This is a genomic window from Robertkochia solimangrovi, from assembly GCF_007279655.1.
GTDB lineage: Bacteria > Bacteroidota > Bacteroidia > Flavobacteriales > Flavobacteriaceae > Robertkochia > Robertkochia solimangrovi.
In genome coordinates this window covers 14931-36408 of record NZ_QKWN01000001.1, presented here as the reverse complement: position 1 = coordinate 36408, position 21478 = coordinate 14931, and the positions used below count along the sequence as shown (strand labels likewise).

Below are 21478 nucleotides of genomic sequence, written 5' to 3'. Positions count from 1 at the left end.
TATGAAATCAATAAAAATAGTTACCTCAATCCTTATTCTTTCCACAGGGGTAGCCTGTAAGGAGAATAAACCTTCAGAGGCTTCCGTTAGTAACCGTGATTCTGAAGTAAAGAATATTCAGATCCAGGGGCACCGTGGCGAGCGTGGACTCATGCCGGAAAATAGTATACCTGGATATATTGCAGCCATCGAGGACGGAGCCGATATCATCGAGCTGGATGTCGTGATTTCTTCAGACGGCAAGGTGGTAGTGTCTCATGAACCTTATATGTCTTCAAAATATGTGAGTTTTCCGGATGGAAGCGTCGTTACTTCAGCAGAAGAACATGATCTTAACCTGTATAAGATGACCTACGATAGTATCAGAAATTATGATATCGGTAGACGTGGGAATATCGATTTTCCTCAACAGCGAAAGATGGCTGCCTACAAACCTTTATTGACGGAGGTTGTCGACAGTGTGGAAAACTTTCTGAAATCGAATAACCGCAAGCCTGTAGGTTATAATATAGAGATCAAATCCAAACCGGAAGAATATGGGATATCTCAGCCGGAACCTGAGGAATTGACCGATATGGTTATGGAGATTCTTGAAAATAGTATAATTCAGGGGCCCGTTAATATTCAGTCGTTCGATCCGGCCATTCTGGAGGTGATGCATCGTAAATATCCTGAGATAACGCTCGCATATCTGGTGTATAAACCGGGTATCGACATGAATTTAAATGAACTTACCTTCCTGCCTGAAATTTACAGTCCTTCCTATAAGCTAATCCACAGTTTCTCCTTTGTGGATTCGATACGCAGCAAGGGACTGAAATTAATTCCATGGACAGTGAATGATACGGTCGCTATTCAAAGGATGGATACTTTGAAGGTTGATGGAATTATATCAGATTTTCCTGGGAGGGTGAAGGCTTTGATCCGGGGTAAATGATCTTTTGATCGATATAACTAACCATACAATAGCCCGGAATTCTTCAGAATACCGGGCTATCTGGTCTAAAATTATATGAGAAGTATTTTAGGCCTTACTGATCACATATCAAAACTACCTCGATAATAATCCAGAACCAGTGTTCTCAGTACATATTCGTACTGTGCGATCGAGAGATTAAGTCGGGAGGAATCGACATTATTCTTTGCGATAATATATTCAACGATATTGGATACTCCGCTGTTGAAACGGATTTCATTCACTCTGAATGATTCTTCATACGCTTTCACCTGGTCCTGAAGTACCAGGAACTTGTCATAGGCCGTCTCCATATTGATATAGGCCTGTTCTATAGACTTTTTATAAGAGAGTTTGGTTTGTTTTAGTTCATTTTCGGCAGATTCCAGTTCGATCTTGCTGATCTTGACATTATTTCTTGCTCTGGCACCATTGAACAAGGGTATATTCACACTTACACCATAGGAGGTGTTCAGGTTATTATTGAACTGGTCGCCATAGGATATCTTTTCCGAACTGAAGATCGCCTGATCAGCGAAAACGTCATAATCAGTACCGTTTATATTTACATAACTTCCGGTATTGACCGTGTTGGTGCCGGTTTGGTTGAAGACCTCTGCAGCACTTGAATAGTTGGTGAAGAGTCCGCCAAACAAGGAAATTCTTGGGAAGTAATCGGCGATAGCGATACTAACACCACTTTCTGCAGCTTCCTGTCGGAGTTCCTTGGCTTTAAAGGTGGGAAGGTTGGCCAGAGACTCCTCGTATACATCTTCAGAGGAGATCGGGTAAAGCTCAAATTTTAGGGAAGCTGCGGTGTTCTGGAAATCTGCATCGAGTTCGGTCTCAACTCCCATCAATAAAAACAGGTTGATGATCGCTGCCTTGAGATTGTTTTCCGCAGTGAGAACGGCCATCTGGTCAGAGGAGAATTGCCCCTTCATATCGGTATAATCAGCAGGATTTCCAACTTCTTGTTGGTATAGTACTTCCAGTCTGTCAACCTGTTGTCCGGTTACTTCCAGCCTGGATTTGGCAAGAGTTAACTGGTCTCTGGTGTTCAAGATCTGAAGATAAGCAAGGGTGACTTTCAAGCGTAGGTCTTGTTTTGCTTCTGCTATCTCCATTTCTGAGGCATTCAGATTCTGGCGACTTTGCTTTATGGTATTCTTTAATTTAAATCCGTTGAACACGGTGGCGCTCAACGAAAGGGCTGCTGTTGAATAGGTCAGTTCCTGATCGATATAGTCATTGGTATAGGGATCAATACTTCGTCCGTCGGTGATCCCTAGTTCATAACTGGCATTAACTGCAGGGGTTATATCTCCCCATGACCGGTTTAAATCCACCCGGGCTGCATCGGCATTGAGATGAGAGCCCTTTAAGTCAAGATTGTTTTCAAAGGCTATAGCGATGCAATCTTCGAGCGTGTATACCTTTTCCTGTGCATTACATAGAAAAAGGTTCAATAGAAAAGTGGATAATATGAGGATGATACGTATCATTTATTTACTGTTTTATTCTGTTCTCAGGCTTTTTACGGGATTTGAAACAGCGGCTTTTACTGCCTGAAAACTAATGGTGGTTACAGCGATCAGGAGGATAAGTATTCCGGCAATGACGAATAGCTGCCAGTTTATTTCTATGCGGTAGGGATAATTGTCAAGCCATTTTCCTGCGGTTAGCCAGGTGATGGGAATGGCTACGATAAGTGCCAAAATCACCAGTTTCAGAAAATCTTTGGTCAGGGTGGCAACCACTGTATTAACGGATGCACCCAATACCTTGCGTATTCCGATCTCTTTCGTTCTTTTTTCAGCAGCGAGTACTGTCAATCCAAAGAGTCCGATACAGGATACAAAAATGGTTAACAAGGCCCCGAATAACATGATCTGCTTCCATTTAGATTCCTGTTCATAGCTTCTTAGATTTTGTTCCTCGGTAAAGACATAATTATAGGGATCATTCGGGTACAGCGTCTTAAAGGTACTTTCGATATGTTCCAGTGCGTTGGTCGTTTTTTCAGGGTTGATCTTTATAAATACCTTACCCATTTCATTTCGCATATTCATCGTGAAAAGCTGGGGTCTGATCTTATTGGTCAAACTCTGAAAATGATAATCTTTTACCACCCCGATGACCTGATATTTTTCGTTGTCATTATACCAGAAATTGACCGTTTCTCCAATGGGATCCTTCCACCCGGCTTCCTTGGCAAAGGTTTCATTGACCAGTACAGAATTACTGGAATCGGAAGGGAAATCTCTCGAGAAGTTCCTGCCCTGAATGACCGGAATCTCCATCATGGGGATGAAATTTTCATCCACGGTTTCAATGCTGAATTGTAAGATGGTCTCTCCATTTACTTTGGCTGCGGTAAACCAGCTACCTCCATTCTTTCCGCTGATATCGATAATGCTCTGATCTTTTTTCAATTGTTCGGTAAAGGTTTCCAACTCGCTTCTTTCAAATGGATATTTACTTACTTCAACCAGATTCTGGTCATTATATCCAAGTTCCATTTCGGTAAGCAGATTAAATTGCGAGTAGATGACCAGTGTAGCCATGATCATAAAGGAGGCAAGGATGAATTGAAATACCACCAATGATTTTTGCAGGTAGTTCTTACCGCCTATATTGAATCTGCTGTAAAGGGTTTCCACCGGATTGTATCCGGAAAGTACGATTGCAGGATAGAAGCCTGCCAGAAATCCTGTGATAACGAATAGCAGTAGATATCCCAGTATTAGTTTAAGATCTAAAAGGTATGAAAATGACAGTGCTTTATTTCCGAGATTGTTGAAAACCGGAAGAGAGAGTTTCAGAAGTAAGATTGCAAGAAGAAAGGCAAAACCACAGAGCACAAATGATTCACTCAGGAATTGTATGATCAATTGCCTGCGTTCTCCACCGATCACTTTTCGAATACCTATTTCCCGGGAACGTTTTACAGAACGTGCCACGGTCAGGTTGATGAAGTTTATACAGGCGATCAAAAGTATGAATAAGGCGATCCCTGAAAGCAGATAGGAATACATCGGGTTGCTTGCACTTGTTAAGCCATTCTGAGCAGGGAGTTCTGTATTGAGATGTATATCAGTCAATTGCTGCAGTTTGTAATTCTCCATTGCCTCGGTCATTCCGTATTCTTTTGCCATGCGATCTCTGGCTTCTTTGGAATCGGATTTATAGAAGGCATCCATCTTTTCTTCCACCTTCGTTAAGTCTGCGTTCTTTGCAAGTAAGACGAAGGTGTTTTGAAAAAAATTGAACCAGTTCATCCGGTTACTCAACTCACTCTCATCAAGTTGCTGGGGTATCAGTATATTAAAGCGTACAGTAGAATTTATGGGAGTATTCTTCGCTACCCCGGTAACTTGATAAGGTTGGAAATCCTGACCATCTTTTAGCATTACGGATCGGCCCAGAACATCGGTAGTCCCAAAGATCTTAATGGCCATGTCTTGTGATAGTACGATGGAAAAAGGTTGTGTCAGACAGGTTTCGGGATTTCCACTAATCATAGGAAAGGAAAAGATCTTAAAGAAGTCCTTATCGACTTTGAATAGTTCCTCCGATTTTATTTCATTGTCGATCCGTATATCCATATGTTGGCTCTGAATTCTTACATAGGTTTGGATCTCAGGTACATGTTCTGCGAATAAGGGTCCTTGCAAGGCTCCGGTATGACTGTTTTTGTTGGTCACATTGCCTTCTACGTCTACCTCGTCACTCACGATGCGATAAACGCGATCTACATTTTCATGAAACCGGTCAAAGCTAAGCTCATCTTTCACATAAAGAATGATCAGCATGGAGCATGCAAGACCTATACTGAGCCCGAGTATATTTATACTGCTGTATATCTTATTTCTATAAAGATTTCTAAGTGCCGTAATTATATAGTTTTTGATCATGATCGGTCAGCTTACTAATTGTTATTATTCTGTTCTAAGACTTTTTACAGGATTGGCGGTCGCTGCTTTCAGCGATTGGAAACTTACCGTGATCATAGTGATCAGGATAGCCCCCATACCGGCCATCAGGAATATCCACCAGGAGATATTGGTCTTATAGGTGAACTTTGTGATCCAGTTCTGCATAAAGAAATAGGCAAGAGGAGATGCGATGAGCAAGGATATCGCAACCAGTGTAAGAAAATCCTTAGAGAGCAACATCCACAGGTTGGTTATATCAGCACCCAGTACTTTTCTTACTCCGATCTCCTTAGTGCGCTGTTCTGCTACGAAAGAGGCAAGTCCGAAAAGTCCGAGACAACTGATCAGAATGGCCAGTACGGTAAATACCGATGCCAGACTGGCAATACGTTCTTCTGCGGCGAACTTTTGTGCATATTCCTCATCGACGAACTGATAGGAGAAAGGCAGGTTGGGGAAATGTTCTTTAAAAACCTGTTCGATGGTTTCCAAATTCTGAGAAACGCTTCTGTCTGGATTCAATCTCAGGTTATAATAACTTGCGTTACCATGGCGATCAAAGACAAAGATGGTCTGTTTTACGGGCTCGTAGGGCGATTGCATGATCACATCTTCCACAACCCCGATCACTTTCATAGGTTCGTCTTCACCATCATCATCGCTACGGATCAATTTACCCACAGGATCATTAAGTCCCATATATTTTACAGCGGTCTTATTCAGAAGTACTGCATTGGAGTCGGTAGGAAATTCTCTGGAAAAGTCTCTGCCTTCAACTACTTTTAATCCGAGAGAGGATACATATTCCGGAGATACTTCCACCCATGCAAGGTCTTCCTGAAATCCATCAGGTTTGCCTTCCCAGAGAAAACCGGATCGATTCGACCAAACATTCGTGGTAGGACTACTTGAGGTCGACATGGCGATCGCAGCACCAGAACTAAGAAATGCATTGCGCATGATATCTTGTTTCCCAAGAAAATCCTGACTCATCACCGGGATCTGAATGAGCCCTTCTTTTGAATACCCGATAGGTCTGTTCTTCGTATGTTGAATTTGCTTCAGTATTATGATCGTACCAATGATCAAAGCGATGGAGACGGTGAACTGGGTAACAACCAGTACCTTTCTCGGTAAATGCGCCAGTTTTCCTGCCTTGAAGGTTCCCTTTAGTACCTCAACCGGGTTGAAGGAAGAGAGGTATAATGCCGGATAACTACCGGATAGTACCGCGGTGATGATGACAAAGGCTATTGAAGCAAGCCAGAATGACGGATTCGTCCAGGGGAATTCAATGGCTTTGCTCGCTAATTTATTGAAGCCGTCAAGCGATGCCAGTACGATTATTATCGCTAATACCCAGGCGATAACCACAACGAATAGTGATTCGCCGAGGAATTGACGTATAAGTTGTTCTCTGCTGGATCCTACCGATTTACGAATCCCTACCTCTTTGGCTCGTTTCTCGGAACGGGCAGTACTGAGATTCATAAAATTGATACATGCCAGCAGTAATACGAATAATCCGATAATTCCAAAGAGCCAAACGTATTCAATGCGACCCCCTGTTTTAACACCATTCTTGAATTCTGAGCGCAGATGCCAGTCATCCATCGGGTGTAGAAACATGACCGGATTGTATTGTTTGGTATCTTCAGCTCCGGGAGCATCTAATTTGATTCTTTCTATTTGTTTGTTGAGATCATCCAGGGTTTGATCGTCATTCATTTGAACAAATAGTTGAAAGGAATTGTTACCCCAGCTATCGATTGATCTTTTCACCCAGTCCATAGAATTGGCATAAAGGTCCCAGGGTTTAACGAAATCCAGATCGGAAAAGGAGTTATTTACCGGAATGTCTTCATAGACAGCAGTTACTTTAAGGTCATACTGGCTATTTGCTTTAATGATCTTCCCGATGGGTTCTTCGTCTCCGAATAAGGCTTTGGCCGTAGACGCTGAAAGCATGATCGAATACCGATCGGATATGCCGTCTTTAACACCTTTTAGAATTTTGAGTCCGAGCATGTCTATGGCTCCTTCCTGCATGGAATTACCATTCTTTGATATGTTGATGTCTTTATATTCCAGATAGGAGGGCTGATTCCAGGAAGACATAACGATATGTTTGAACTTATCGGAATGTTGTTCTCTCATCGCCATTTCCAGGGGTCTTGGGATGGCTGATCCGGTACCCTTATTACCGTTGAAGGTCTGCGTCTGAAATACCTGGGCGATCTTATCGCGATTTTTAAAGTAATGATTGTAGTTGAGTTCGTCGTGTACCCAAAGTCCGATAATGATAGTAACCGCCATTCCGATTGCAAGACCGAAAATATTGATGAAGGAATAGATCTTGTTCTTTCTAAGATTTCGCCAGGCGATTTTGAAATAATTACGGATCATAATTGTTCTTTTTGATTGATTGATGAAATGATTAAACGAGTAAGCTTTCTGTTACTTTGTGTCCGTCGAGCATTCTGATGACGCGGTGACTGTATTTTGCATCATGCTCACTGTGTGTTACCATAACAATAGTGGTTCCCTGTTCATTCAATTCGGTCAGTAATTGCATCACTTCGTTTCCGTTGCTGCTGTCGAGATTTCCGGTTGGCTCATCAGCAAGAATCAGTTTTGGATCGTTAACCACGGCTCTGGCTACGGCTACTCTTTGCTGTTGTCCTCCCGATAATTGTTGGGGAAAGTGATTTCTTCGATGCATGATCTGCATTTTTTCTAATACTTCCTCTACTCTTCGTTTTCTTTCAGCCGGTTTGACTCCGGTATAGATCAAGGGTAGTTCCACATTTTCAAATACCGTAAGTTCATCGATGAGATTAAAACTCTGAAATACAAATCCGATATTGTGTTTTCTCAGGTTTGCTCGTTGACGTTCTTTATAGCCGGATACTTCGATCCCGTTGAATTCGAAACTTCCTCCATCCGGATCATCAAGAAGTCCGATAATATTCAGTAAGGTCGATTTGCCACAACCCGAAGGGCCCATTACGGCTACGAATTCCCCTTCTTTAACTTCAAACGATAATTTGTTCAGCGCTACTGTCTGTACCTCTTCGGTACGATAGTATTTTTCAAGGTCTTTGATCTTAATCATGATTTTCTTGTGTTTATAATTATTTCAATTGCTTGGTTAGGATTGATCCCTGTATCAATCCTTAATATTCAATTCTTCGATGTCTTTATAGATGTCATATCCGGAGGTGATCACCTTGTCGCCGGGCTTTAGTCCGGTCAATACTTCATAGTATTCCGTGTTTTGGTTTCCCAACTGAATGTCTGTCTTATAAGCGGTGTTGCCATCTTCACTCAGTTTAAAGATCCAGTTGCCTCCGGTCTCCTGAAAAAAGGATCCTTTCGGTATCAGGATAGCCTCTTTCTCCTCGCTTAAGGCCAGTCGGATCTGGAGTGATTGCCCTCTGCGTATCCCTTCCGGCACTTCCCCTTCGAATTCCATATCGACCTGAAATCTTCCGTTAACCACCTGCGTAAATACTTTTTTGATCATCAGGGTATAGGGTTTATTTTTATAGGTAAAGGTTCCGCGTTGCCCGGAATAGATCCTGGCGATGTAGTGTTCATCAATATCAACTCTTACCTTAAAACCGCTGAGAACATCGATCTGACCGAGTCTTTCTCCTTTGTTCTTACTTTGACCGATTTCCGCATCCAGCGATGTGAGCTGGCCATCTACCGGAGCTCGTACGATGAGGTCTTCCACCTTTTTACGCATAAGGTCAAGGGCATTTTTGGTTCGTGCATAGGAACTTTTTTCCTGATCATTGGTTTGCTGTACGGCAATAGAATCCTGTTTCAGAATCTGGTTGGCAAGTTCGAGTCGCTCTTTTTGATAATTGTAATTGTTTTCAGCCTCCTGCAGATCCTGACGGCCGATCGCTTGTTGTGCGTATAATTTCTTGTTGAGATTGTACACACGCTCTGCTTCGATATAGGCATTTTCAACATCAGTTAGTTGGTTGAGTCTGTTGATGGTATTTTGCCTTGCCGCCGTTTGCGAGATCTGCATTTGGGTGATTAAATTATAAACCGCTGTTTCCTGATTGATCAGGCTAAGTTCAAGGTCTGTATTTGAAAGTCTGAGTATCGGCTCACCTTTCTTCATTACGGCACCGTCTTCCACATATTTCTCCTCCACACGTCCGCCTTCTACGGCATCGAGGTAAATGGTTGAAATGGGGAGTACCGCTCCGTTTACCGGTATGTTTTCCTGAAATATCCCTTTGGTTACATCATTGATCGCAATTCTTTCACGCTTAACGTTGAGGGTTGCATTTCCACCGGAGGCAAGAATTGCGAACAGGATTAGCGCAACCAATGCGATCGCTCCACCTATCTTAAGAATTTTTGTTGTATCGAATTTTTTCTTTTCTATCGGAATGTCCATATATGGCGTGGTTTGTTCATTGTATACGTATTATCGTGCCATAATCTTAAAACGCAGTAAATCAATTAGTTAGATAATAAAGGGAAAAGGAAGGTGTTCGGTTTCGTTACACTTTGTGTTCGCTAGCGAACAGGTCTTTAGCGATGCTGCTCCTTGCAACGTTAAGGAAGATGGGTGTATTCCGGTTAATGCGAAATACCGAACATAATACACACAATAACAGTGCGTTTAAGATTTAGTTCTTATTCAGTTGTAACATACCTGTTTTACAACCGTCCTTAAGAGGGACCGGAAATTGTTTTTATCGAAAAATTACATGGATCTCCGATATGTAACGCTGAAACCCGTAAATACCCAAGAATAATTTATAATATTGTTGTATGCTTCTCAAAAATGCTTCCATTCTGGTTATCGATGACGATGAAGATGTGCTTATGGCCATGCGTTTCCTTTTGAAACCGATGGCTAAGGAAGTCGTCACCGAAAGAAAACCAGAGGTAATAACGACCTTACTTCGTAAAAAACATTTCGATGTCATTATTCTGGATATGAACTTCGAAGGTGTGGTTCATACCGGGAATGAAGGACTTTACTGGTTGGGAAGGATTAAGGAGATCACTCCTGAGACCGATGTCGTGCTTATTACCGCCTATGCAGATATCGACCTGGCAATCCGGACACTTAAAGAAGGCGCTTCTGACTTTCTGGTTAAACCCTGGAAAAATGAAAAACTGATTCATGCTTTACAGGAAATACTCGGGAAAAAATCGAAAGCGAAAGAAATTAATCCTGTTCCCTTATTGAGCGACGCAAAGATCATAGGTGAAAGTGACGCTATGAAGGATGTATTTTTGAAGATCAATAAGGTGGCACCAACGGATGCCAATGTTCTTATTCTTGGAGAAAATGGTACCGGAAAGGATCTGATTGCGAAAGCGATCCATGAAAATTCAGGAAGGAAAGATAAACCTTTCTTGAAAGTGGATGCCGGTGCGCTGACAGCATCGCTTTTTGAAAGTGAACTTTTCGGACATAAGAAAGGCGCTTACACGGATGCAAGAGAAGACAGGGCCGGACGTTTCGAAGCTGCAAATGGAGGAACTTTATTTCTTGACGAGATCGGAAATATTACCCTGCAGCAACAAGCTAAACTATTGTCGGTGCTTCAAAACCGACAGGTCATCCCGTTGGGATCGAATACTCCAATCCCAGTAGATATACGGCTCATTTGCGCTACGAATGTCGGACTCAAATTCCTGGCTGACGAATCGCGCTTCAGAAAGGATCTTGTTTACAGGATCAATACCGTGGAGATCGATGTACCGCCCCTCAGGGAAAGGAATGTCGATATCAAACTCCTGGCAGCATTCTATCTGGAATTGTATTCTGAGAAATATTTCAAACCGGAATATACCATGACCCCGGAATTTTTGGAAAAACTGGAATCCTACTCATTTCCGGGCAATGTCAGGGAACTTCAATATACCCTTGAAAGGGCTGTCATCATGGCTGACACTAAGAACCTGTCTGCTGATGACCTGATATTTTCTCCCATTGAAAAACATCAACCGGTGAGTATACCTCAGCACCTGAATCTGGAAGAGGTGGAAAAACAAACAATCCTTAAAGTGATCGAGAAAAACAAGGGTAATATCTCAAAGTCGGCCAAAGATCTTGGAATAACCCGAACCGCGCTTTATCGCAGGCTGAACAAATATGGCATATAGGAGGTATAAATATGGTCTTACACTGCGGTTATTCCTTATGGTACTCAGTGTCGTTTTTCTGGTGTATGCTTACAATACGGGAATCGAATATGTGCTGGCGATCGCTATTTTCCTGTTTTTTATAATCATTATCAACCTCTATACATTTGTCAATAAACGTCTGACTGAGGTCGATGATTTTCTGGAATCAGTGAAGTACCGGGATTTTTCCCGTTGGTTCAACGAAGGATCGGGTCCCCGTGATATGCAGGAACTTCATAAAAGTTTTAATACCGTAATCAGGACCATACAATCGATGAACCGTGAACGGGAGATCCAACATATCTATCTCAAGGAAATTCTTCAAATGGTGGATACAGGTATTTTAGCCTATAGTCTCGATAGTGGGCAAGTACTATTACAGAATTCGGCATTTAAAGAGATTCTGGATGTCCCGGAATTCAGGAATGTAAGTTTTCTTGAAAAGCGAAAATCTGATTTCTATAAGGATGTGATGGAGAATTATTTTCCTGAAACCACCGCTCTGACTGTTTTAGTGAGTCGTGATTCGGTTAATATGCTGGTCTCGAATGCGCTTTTTAAGATCGATGAGGAAACCTTTAAGATCGTTGCTATCCAGGATATCGATGAGACCATCGACCAAACGGAATCAGTAGCATGGAAAAAGTTATTGAGTGTGATGACCCATGAGATTATGAATTCCATCGCACCTATCTCTTCACTGGCTGAAACTTTGCAACATCATATCAGACAAGCTATCGAAAAACCTGATGAGGTGGCGCTTGATCGGGAAGATCTCGAACAGGCAATCGGTAGTATTCGTAAAAGGAGTGATGGGTTACTTATGTTTGCAAAAACCTATCGAAGTCTTCATAAAATCACCGAACTGAATCTGAGGAGGGTGTATGTAAGCGAGTTGTTCAGAAATATCAGTAACCTCATGCAACCTTCCTTGCAAAATAAATCGATCGACCTGAATTTTAAGGTCGAAGATACACGTCTGGAAATTGATATCGATACTTACCTGATCGAACAAGTGCTCATCAATTTGCTGGTGAATGCCGTTGATGCCGTTGATATTGCAGCGAAACCCAATATTCGAATGAAGGGGTATCAGGACCTCAGGGGAAGGGTAATCATTGAGATTATCGATAATGGTAAAGGGATTCCGGAGGAGATTCTCGATCAGATCTTTGTACCGTTCTTTACGACCAAAAAATCGGGAAGCGGAATCGGACTCAGTTTATGTAAGCAGATCATGATCCTGCATAAGGGGAGGATACAGATCAAAAGTAAGGAAGGCGTTGGGACGAGGGTGAGTTTGATTTTTAACTGAGGTTGAAATGAAGGCTTATCGTTTGCTGGCGCAATTAAAAGTGACGATCCTGACTTCTGCCTTCGGCGAAGTAGGAGTTACGATCTCCTTCCTAATGCAGGCAGGCCTGCTTTAGGTTTCGTCGAGTGTCGTCGCTATTTAGGGCCTTTAGCCCAAAATGCTAGAGTGACCTGTGGTGATAGTGGCTTCTCGGGCTCAGTTTTATTATAATTTCCCTTTAATGATTTAATCTACAATCTACAATTAACCAGCAGCCATTTATAATCAATTCTGGAATGTTGTTTTATAAAGGTTTAATTTTATAGTATGGCAAATGAATTCTATAACCATATAACCAAATTTAGTGACCTGAGTGCCTTAGATTTTAGGGGGGTGATGGCGTATTTTGAACCGATTTCTCTGGAAAAAAAAGGAATGCTTCAAATTGAAGGTTCAGTATCGCCTCAGAAATATTTTGTTGTGTCGGGTTGCCTGCATATGTTCTTTACGGATGATCAGGGGGTGGAGAAGACTGTGTTTTTTGCAATGGAGAATTGGTGGATCGGTGACCATCTGAATTTCTATAAAGACAGTCCTTCAGGATTTGGAATCCAGGCGGTGGAAACTTCCGAGGTTCTTGGGATCAGCGTAGCGAATATGAATGCTTTGCTAAAAGAATTTCCGATCATGGAGCGCTATTTTCGAAGGGTTTATGAGGTTGGCTATGGTGCTGCGTTAATGCGCATGAAATATATCTATGATCATTCTAAAGAAGAGATCTTTATACAGTTTCGCAAACAGTTTCCCGAGTTTGTACAGCGGGTGCCGCAATATCTGCTGGCTAGTTTTCTCGGTCTGACACCGGAGTATCTCAGCAAGATCAGGGGCAAAGAGCTTTCTTAATCCAGGTTAAGTTTTTTGCAGGTTCGGGTTTTTAATTTTGAGGAAACATTAAATATCATCATCATGGAAACACGAATTCAAATAGACCAGGTAGTGCCGGAAGCCATCAGATCAATGTTAACCCTTGAAAGGTTCGTTCAAAGTTCCTCGTTGAGTAAGGTTCAGATGGAGTTGATCAAAATACGGGCTTCTCAGCTGAATAAATGTGCCTATTGTATCAACATGCATACAAGAGATGCACTTAAAATTGGAATTAGTCAGGAAAGAATTTTTCTTTTAAATGCCTGGGAGGAGTCAGATCTCTTTACCCCGGAAGAACAATTACTATTGAAGATCACCGAAGAGGTCACTTTGATCAGCGAATCAGGACTCAGCTCGGAAACCTATGAGCGGGCCCTGGAAGTCTTTGGGGAAAAGATGCTTGCAGAGCTTATTATGGCCGTGATCACAATCAATTCCTGGAACCGTATCGCAGTTAGTACACTAAAGCCTCTTGACTAATGTTAATGAGGTGTGAAGTTCGTAATTAAAAGCGTGTTAAATCGAAGAATTTTCTTCAGAACGCCGTAAATTAGTAGTCCGGTTTCCCAACAAAACGGGACCTCCTAATTCACGAATTAAAAAATCAGTAAACATCTAATTTTATGGGAGTTCAAAAAGAGGTTGTCATCATTGGCGGCGGATTTGCAGGTCTGGAACTGATCAATAATCTGAATACCTCGAAAGAACACAGGATAACCCTGGTCGATCTTAATAATTATAATTTTTTTCCACCCTTATTATATCAGGTTGCTGCCGGATTTATGGAGCCCTCAGCGATCAGTTATCCCTTCAGGAAAATACTCCGGAAGAAAAATAATGTACGATTCCGTTTAGGGGCTTTACAGAAGGTGATCCCTTCCGAGAACAAACTTATTCTGAGTAACGGGGAAATGCATTATGATATTCTGGTAATGGCAACCGGTGCTGAATCCAACTTCTTCGGTAATGAAAATGTTGAGAAGTATGCATTACCGATGAAAACCATAGGAGATGCCCTGACCCTCAGGAATCTCATGCTTACCAGACTTGAGCGAGCGACCCGAGTAAATGATCCGGTAAAGAGAAAGAAATTGCTTTCCTTCGTTATCGCCGGTGCCGGTCCTACCGGTGTTGAATTGTCCGGGATATTTGCGGAAATGCGTAAACATATCCTCAAGAAGGATTATCCGGAGCTTCAGAATGAAGATTTGGGTGATATTTGGTTGGTTGACGGGCAAAGCGCAGTCCTTTCTGCTATGTCTGAGAAGACCCAGAAATACAGTAAACAGAAACTCGAAGAGCTCGGGGTGAAGATTAAATTGAATACTCTTGTGAAGGATTTCAAAGATGAGATCGTTTACCTCTCAGATGACACTACCATCCAGTCTCGTAATCTGATCTGGGCAGCGGGGATTTCCGCTAAGGTTTTTGATGGTTTTGAGAAGGATGTATACGGACCGGGAAGACGGATGAAGACCGATGCCTTCAATAAAGTGGAAGGATATGAAAATATCTTTGCCTTAGGCGATACAGCCTTATTAAGTGGCGACCCGGCTTATCCCAAAGGCCACCCTCAGTTAGCTCAGGTTGCCATTCAACAAGCCAGAAACCTAGGAAAGAACCTCGGGAAAAAAGAAGGAATCACCTGGGAACCCTTTAGTTATCATGATAAAGGTTCAATGGCGATAATAGGAAGGAACAAAGCGGTTACCGACGGGCCAAATGAAAAACTGTTTTTAAAAGGATTCCCTGCCTGGTTCGTTTGGGTATTCGTACATATTATGTCACTGGTGAATTTCCGAAACCGAATGAGAGCACTTTATGACTGGATCGGATATTATTTTAATAAAGACCAGTCGTTCCGTATGATCATTCGTCCAAGAGATACCAAATCGTAATTTTAACACGGTAAGTAGTCTATGAAAGGATGTGCTGTTTACCGTGTTTAATAATATAAAATTTCACGCAACCATTCCTGCAGGCTTTAATCTTTATAGAAACAAAACCATGCAAACCTGTCTGAAAATTTTACTTACATCGGTCCTGCTTCTTATTATTGGATGCGCTGACCATGAAGAATCCGTTTCCACCACCGTTGAAATGCAAATCAATCATTATCTGGGTACAGGCATGGCGGTAAGTCCGACACTTACCTATCTGGTGAAAGAGGGCACAATGTCTGAAGATGCAAAATGGATGCATTTCTATTCCGGGATAAAAGGGTTTGATTATGAACCCGGATATATCTATAAATTGCTTGTGGATGTAAAACAAATTCCTGATCCACCAGCGGATGGAAGCTCGAAGAAGTATACGCTTAAAAAGATCCTTGAAAAGGAAAAGATTGCAGCCGATACCGAATTCACTGTTTTTCTAAAACTCAATGGGGATAGTTTTATCACGGGAGATGATCCTGAGAATTATCAACTGTTAAAGCAGGTAAATGTAGCTTGCGGGGCACTTTGTGATGAACTGACTACGAAGTTAAGGGAGGAAAATCTTCTTATCGGGGTCTTTAAACACGGGGAAAATAATTCCATAGAACTTCTGGGCTTTAATTGATAAATCGATATTCAGGAATAGTAAAATACCTTTCATAATATTAATTTAATTCTAAGATAACAGCAGGTACTTACTTTCTGGGTACATTGTTTCCCTTGAATCAGGTACGATTTACCCGTCAGAAAATGGATCAGGATAAGCTGTTGATCGAGCAAATAAAAGGTGATGACCAAAGGGCTTTGGAGCGATTATTTCGCAAATATTATTTCCCTTTGTGTCAGTTCGCAGCCTCATTCGTAAAACGTACGGATCTGGCTGAAGAGATCGTTGCCGACGTGTTCTTCAAGATCTGGGAAGGAAGACATTCCCTGGAAATTCAATACAATTTTAAATCGTATCTGTTCATCGCTATAAAAAATCAGTCACTGAAGGCGATGCGAACTAATAATATTACCTTCGAGGAGATCGGTTTTTCAGAAATCCAGTTACAATCAGATCATCATTCCGGAGAACTTTCCATTCAATACCGTGAAACGGAGAAACATATTGAGCGTATTATTGAAGAACTCCCTCCACAACGAAGACTGATCTTTACCTTGAATCGTCTCGAAGGTTTCAAATACAAAGAGATCGCCGAAATTTTACAAATTTCAGTACATACCGTTCAAAAACAGATGATGGAAGCAATTCGTCATATTTCCAAATATGAATCCGAATTCCATATTTCCTGTATCCCCTATTTTATTTTTCTAACCTATTACGTGATCAGTCATTAGCAAAGAAGGTACTTCGCGTAATTCCTGCTTTAAAAGGATCCAGCCTGCTGCAATCAGGGTCGTTAATTCAACTTCGTCCAAGTTGTCCCAATAAATAGGGAGCAGCATCGTCACTTCACATTAAGTTAACCTTTTCATAATCGACCCGGATAACAGGTAGGAGTTCATTTTTGGGTCTTAGAGGTAAAGATCGTATACAATGAATTTTGATGTGTTTTATGAATTGGCGGCAAAAGTACTTACGGGAGAAGCCACCCCGGAAGAGCTAAAGGAACTGGAAGGATTCCTTAGCGATCCGGAATACCGTCACACTTTTGAATGGTTGAAAACGGAATGGCGCCGTGATATTCGAACCGGGTCTGAAGATTTTGACCTCGAACGCGGATTAGGAAAACTTAGGTTAAAGATTCAAAAAGCAAGAGCTGAAGAAGTTAGCTTGAATAGATCTTTTAAAAGAACCACTTTTTTCAGGGTAGCCGCTACACTTACCTTACTCATTGGAACCGCATTGGGATATTACCTGTTGCAATACGGAATGGAAAATCCTATGGAATATATTGTAGTGTCCAGTGCGCCTGGTGAACGAAATCAGGTCGTGCTATCTGACGGTTCAACCGTTTATCTCAATTCGGGTGCAATGCTCAAATATCCAAAACAATTCAATGGAAGCAAAAGGATCGTGGAACTTACAGGGGAGGCCTTTTTTCAGGTGGAAAGAAATATCCACAAGCCCTTTATCGTGAGCTCCGGCAAATTTAAGACCACAGTGTTGGGTACTTCATTCGATGTGCTAACCAAAGACAGTACCGGGATCGCTGTTACAGTTGAATCGGGAAAGGTTAAGGTGTGTAGCGAGGATTCAAAAGCCATGGTCATTCTTGAAAAAGGCGATCGGGCCGCTTATGACTGCGAAACTCAAGAGTTCGAAGCCAGTGATGTGGATGCGCGACTTTTTACCGATTGGCACCGGAATATCCTGCGATTTGAAGAGATCACGACTGCAGAAGCGTTCAACACTCTGGAAAATTGGTATGGCATCACCATTCATTGTGATTCTGAAGATATCCTCAATAGAAAGATAAGAGCGGTTTATACCGACGAGCCTCTGGAAACCGTACTCGATAACCTTCGTTTTATGATCGGTTTCGAGGTTCACATAGAAAACGATTCAATAATCATAAAATAAGAACCTTATGTAAAAATCATACTAACGATAACCGGTAATAAATAACATAAAAAAACCGGAACTGTCGTCACCAGTTCCGGTTATAGAAAGTTAGAATTTTCAAAATCCTATTTACTAAAAAATTATTGATCAAATTATGAAATTAATATCAACTGGGAAAGAAAAATATCTTTTCAGAAACGTTCCCGGCTTGCAAATTCTTTTGTTATTATGCTGCATTTTTCAGTTCGGGAGTGTACTGGGGCAGGGTAATAACAGTACCTATACGCTTGAAGTACGCGAGGTGACCCTGGATCAGCTTTTTAAAAGATTGGAAACAGAATCTGGGTATCAATTCAGATATACCGACGATATCCTCAAAAGCAACCAACAATTTTCCTATAATTTTATCGATCGTCCACTGGAAGATATTCTGAAAAGAATAAGCAAGGATGCCGGACTCAGTTATATGATCGACGGCAAAAGTGTTACCCTTAAATTCACGGAAAGAAAGAATGTGAAAGGTAAAGTTTCCGATGCGCAGGGTGTACCGCTTTATGGAGTAACCGTGCGATTAAAAGGCACCACCTTAGGAACCACTACCGATTTTGACGGGTTGTATAATTTCAAAAGTATTCCATCTGATGGTACGCTGGTATTTAGTTATATCGGTATGAAAGAGGAAGAACAGTCTATCGATGGACGTGCTCAGGTCGAACTGATGATGACTGAGGAGAGTGTGGCTATGGATGAAGTAGTGGTAACCGCACTGAACATCACCAGAGAAGAGAAGTCACTTGGGTATTCGGTCTCTAAAGTTGAGGGAGAAGAATTGACAAAATCGGTTTCCGGAAACTGGCTAAACGGAATGAATGGCAAGGTAGCCGGACTTTTCTCGGCACAGGCAGGAACCGGGCCCAGTGGTTCGATACGAGTAACTTTACGTGGCGATCAGTCATTGAACTATTCCAATAACACCGCACTCTTTGTCGTTGACGGAGTGCCGATCTCATCAGGAATGACGGCCACTCGAAGTGTAAGTAACTATGCTCAGGCCGATGCACCCATCGATTATGGTGATGGGGCAAGTGATCTGAATCCAGAAGATATCGCTGCTGTATCTGTTTTAAAAGGTCCGGCTGCTGCTGCACTTTATGGATCCCGGGCAGCAAACGGTGCGATTATCATCACCACAAAATCAGGGAGAAAGAACAAAGGACTCGGGGTCACCATAAATTCTTCGGTAACCTTTGATAAAGCCAGCTATTTTCCCGATTTCCAGACTGAATACGGAAATGGTTCCGATATGGGAGCTGGTGAATATTCGCTTTGGGAAATATCGTCGGATATGGCTCCCGATGGAATCGCGGTACCCAGACATTACTCACGTTATACCTTCGGTGAAAAATTTGATGCCTCCAAACTGCGTTATCTGTATGCTTCTAAAGACTGGGATAATGATACCTATACAAAGTTACCATGGGTATATCAGGATGACTGGTATACAGGTTTGTTCGTAACAGGGGTAACCTATAACAATACTGTAACCATTAGTGGCAATAACGGGATGGGAACATCCACGCGTTTCTCCGTAACCGATTTTAAGAATGAGTGGATCATGCCGAATACCGGATTTGACAGACAGACGGTTTCTTTATCTTTTAACACACCTATCAATGATAAGATCAAACTGACCTCCAATATCAACTATAACCATAAGAAGAGTGATAATATGCCTGGTGGAGGTTATGATGAAACCAACCCGATGTATGCCCTGGTGTGGGGTTTCAATGTAAACTCCATGGATGACTGGAAGAATGAATATTTTGAAGGGCGTTATAACTATGCCAACTGGGCTGCCATGGGTGAGAACGGACAAGGACTTGTTTTTCCTTCATCCGGATCTTTTAACCCGTACCGAACCCTGTATGAAGCATTGAATACTCAGGATAAGAACCGAGTGTTCGGAAATATGCGCCTCTCGATAGATCTCATGAAAAATTTAACGCTGGACCTGAGGTCTGGACTTGACTGGTCCAGTGATTTCAGAACACAACGTAAGCCCTTCTATACTGCCGGATATGAGAATGGATTCTATCGTGAACAGACCGTTGGTTATTATGAGCTCAACAATGATTTCATGTTGCGCTATACCAATAACGAGTGGGCAGACAAGCGTTTCGGATTTTCTGCCATGTTGGGGGGTAATAATATGACGAACAAATATCATAATACGAAGATCACCTTAAGTCAGCTTGGTGAGGAAGGGGTATATCATACCACCAACCTGCCAACAGGGGTGAATCCGGACCCTTATAACTACCATAGCAAAAAAGTAGTGAACAGTTTATACGGACTGGTCTCACTTAGCTGGGATGACACTTATTTTCTGGATATTACCGGAAGAAATGACTGGTCAAGTACTTTGTCTGAAGGCAACTGGTCTTATTTCTACCCCTCTGTAGCAGCCAGTGTGTTAATGGATCGGGTTCTGAATTTCAGAGAAAACGCAAACTGGGTCGACATGATGAAGCTGCGTTTTTCCTGGGCTAATGTAGGGAATGACACCTCGCCTTATGCACTGGATCAGTATTACGGGACGACGTCCTATCCAGGAGGATATACCCTTCCGGGTACGATTCCGGATCCGTTGATCCAGCCTGAAAATGTGGAAAGCTGGGAGGCAGGGATCGAGACAAAACTGTTTAAGAACCGGCTTTCCCTGGATCTTACGGCTTATTCATCATCAACGACCAATCAGATCGTTTCTGTGGATGTAGATCAGATCACCGGTGCGACCGGAATGAAGATCAACGCCGGAGAGATTTCAAATAAAGGTATTGAAGTTACAGCAGGTATAACGCCTGTTCGTACTGCCAACTTCGACTGGTCTTTCGATCTTGCATGGTCCATGAACAAGAATAAACTGGTTAGTCTACAGGAGGGATGGGACCCGAACGAGCCTTTACAGACTGACATGGGAACCACTATCGGAAACCGGACCTATATCTATTCCTATGTTGGAGAACAAATGCATGTTATCTATGGACGTGGCTTTCAAAAGGCTCCCGAAGGGGCTTACTATGTCGATGAGGATGGAAATCAGATCGATGCTTCCGGGATGGATATCGTGAATTCGGAGGGGTATCCCATTCTGGATGAATCTCCGGATCGCAAGATCGGAAATGTGAATCCTGATTGGCGGGGAGGAATGACCCAACGAATCCGTTATAAAAATTTCTCCTTGTCTGCAGCTTTTACCGCACAAATGGGAGGGAATGCTTTTTCGGTGACCAACTTCGCACTTTCCTATCAGGGAAAACTTAAGAACTCATTGGAAGGACGCTATGACGGACTCGTGCATAACGGGGTCAATGTCGTGGATAATGGAGACGGAACAGTTAGTTATACCAAAAATACAACGGTTACCAGCAATATACAGACCTATTACAACACCTATGTATGGAACCGTAATAACACAGAGAAGAACACGTTTAGTACAGATTTCCTCAAGCTCAAAGAAGTACGTCTGGATTATCAGGTTCCGGCTGAGGTTTGTGCAAAGACCGGGGTATTCAAGAATGCCAGCCTGGGGATGTACGCAACGAATTTATTCTGTATAACAGAGTTCCCGCAATACGATCCTGAAACGGGTATGCTCAATGGATCCGATATTCATATGGGTATTGAATCCATGTCATTCCCGATGACGAGATCTTACGGTTTTAATGTAAAACTTTCATTCTAAACAGC

At 42.2% G+C, this 21478-nt stretch carries 15 protein-coding genes; 10 read left to right on the top strand and 5 right to left on the bottom strand.

What is annotated here, in order from left to right; translation table 11 throughout:
* The first annotated feature begins 1 nt into the window (after nt 1).
* Nucleotides 2–937: a glycerophosphodiester phosphodiesterase family protein gene (locus tag DMZ48_RS00150; protein ID WP_143953077.1), complete on the top strand. Its 936-nt coding sequence runs from the start codon at nt 2–4 to the stop codon at nt 935–937.
* Between the two features lie 101 nt (nt 938–1038).
* Here DMZ48_RS00150 and DMZ48_RS00145 read toward each other — a convergent pair whose 3' ends face one another.
* Genes DMZ48_RS00145 through DMZ48_RS00125 form a run of 5 tightly spaced genes read right to left on the bottom strand, consistent with a single transcriptional unit; the run spans nt 1039 to nt 9316 of the window.
* Nucleotides 1039–2460, bottom strand: a complete 1422-nt coding sequence (locus DMZ48_RS00145) for a TolC family protein (RefSeq protein ID WP_143953076.1) — start codon at nt 2458–2460, stop codon at nt 1039–1041.
* A gap of 12 nt (nt 2461–2472) precedes the next feature.
* Nucleotides 2473–4872, bottom strand: coding sequence for an ABC transporter permease (locus DMZ48_RS00140; protein ID WP_143953075.1), 2400 nt, complete (start codon nt 4870–4872; stop codon nt 2473–2475).
* A gap of 24 nt (nt 4873–4896) precedes the next feature.
* The gene (locus DMZ48_RS00135; protein ID WP_143953074.1) at nt 4897–7299 is read right to left on the bottom strand and encodes an ABC transporter permease; all 2403 of its coding nucleotides are present in this window, start codon (nt 7297–7299) and stop codon (nt 4897–4899) included.
* Nucleotides 7300–7330: 31 nt separating this feature from the next.
* Nucleotides 7331–8008: an ABC transporter ATP-binding protein gene (locus DMZ48_RS00130; protein WP_143953073.1), complete on the bottom strand. Its 678-nt coding sequence runs from the start codon at nt 8006–8008 to the stop codon at nt 7331–7333.
* Nucleotides 8009–8062: 54 nt separating this feature from the next.
* Nucleotides 8063–9316 (bottom strand): efflux RND transporter periplasmic adaptor subunit, encoded by a 1254-nt coding sequence (locus tag DMZ48_RS00125; protein ID WP_143953072.1) that lies wholly within the window; start codon nt 9314–9316, stop codon nt 8063–8065.
* Between the two features lie 380 nt (nt 9317–9696).
* Here DMZ48_RS00125 and DMZ48_RS00120 point away from each other — a divergent pair, with 380 nt between their 5' ends.
* The 9 genes from DMZ48_RS00120 to DMZ48_RS00080 all read left to right on the top strand — a co-directional run bounded on the left by DMZ48_RS00120 (nt 9697) and on the right by DMZ48_RS00080 (nt 21473).
* Entirely contained in the window at nt 9697–11043 is a 1347-nt protein-coding gene (locus DMZ48_RS00120) for a sigma-54-dependent transcriptional regulator (RefSeq protein ID WP_143953071.1), read from the top strand.
* Entirely contained in the window at nt 11033–12379 is a 1347-nt protein-coding gene (locus DMZ48_RS00115) for a sensor histidine kinase (RefSeq protein ID WP_143953070.1), read from the top strand. The genes DMZ48_RS00120 and DMZ48_RS00115 overlap by 11 nt, the downstream gene beginning before the upstream one ends.
* 306 nt (nt 12380–12685) lie before the next feature.
* Nucleotides 12686–13261 (top strand): Crp/Fnr family transcriptional regulator, encoded by a 576-nt coding sequence (locus DMZ48_RS00110; protein ID WP_143953069.1) that lies wholly within the window; start codon nt 12686–12688, stop codon nt 13259–13261.
* Between the two features lie 63 nt (nt 13262–13324).
* Entirely contained in the window at nt 13325–13762 is a 438-nt protein-coding gene (locus tag DMZ48_RS00105; RefSeq protein WP_143953068.1) for a carboxymuconolactone decarboxylase family protein, read from the top strand.
* Nucleotides 13763–13905: 143 nt separating this feature from the next.
* Complete coding sequence (locus DMZ48_RS00100; RefSeq protein ID WP_143953067.1) at nt 13906–15180, top strand: NAD(P)/FAD-dependent oxidoreductase; 1275 nt, start codon at nt 13906–13908, stop codon at nt 15178–15180.
* Nucleotides 15181–15382: 202 nt separating this feature from the next.
* Nucleotides 15383–15844: a DUF4377 domain-containing protein gene (locus tag DMZ48_RS00095; RefSeq protein ID WP_162558636.1), complete on the top strand. Its 462-nt coding sequence runs from the start codon at nt 15383–15385 to the stop codon at nt 15842–15844.
* Between the two features lie 125 nt (nt 15845–15969).
* A complete protein-coding gene (locus tag DMZ48_RS00090; protein ID WP_143953065.1) occupies nt 15970–16560 on the top strand; it encodes an RNA polymerase sigma factor in 591 nt (196 codons plus the stop codon).
* 199 nt (nt 16561–16759) lie between these two features.
* Nucleotides 16760–17746, top strand: coding sequence for a FecR family protein (locus DMZ48_RS00085; RefSeq protein WP_143953064.1), 987 nt, complete (start codon nt 16760–16762; stop codon nt 17744–17746).
* Between the two features lie 136 nt (nt 17747–17882).
* A complete protein-coding gene (locus tag DMZ48_RS00080) occupies nt 17883–21473 on the top strand; it encodes a SusC/RagA family TonB-linked outer membrane protein (RefSeq protein ID WP_143953063.1) in 3591 nt (1196 codons plus the stop codon).
* Nucleotides 21474–21478: the final 5 nt, after the last annotated feature.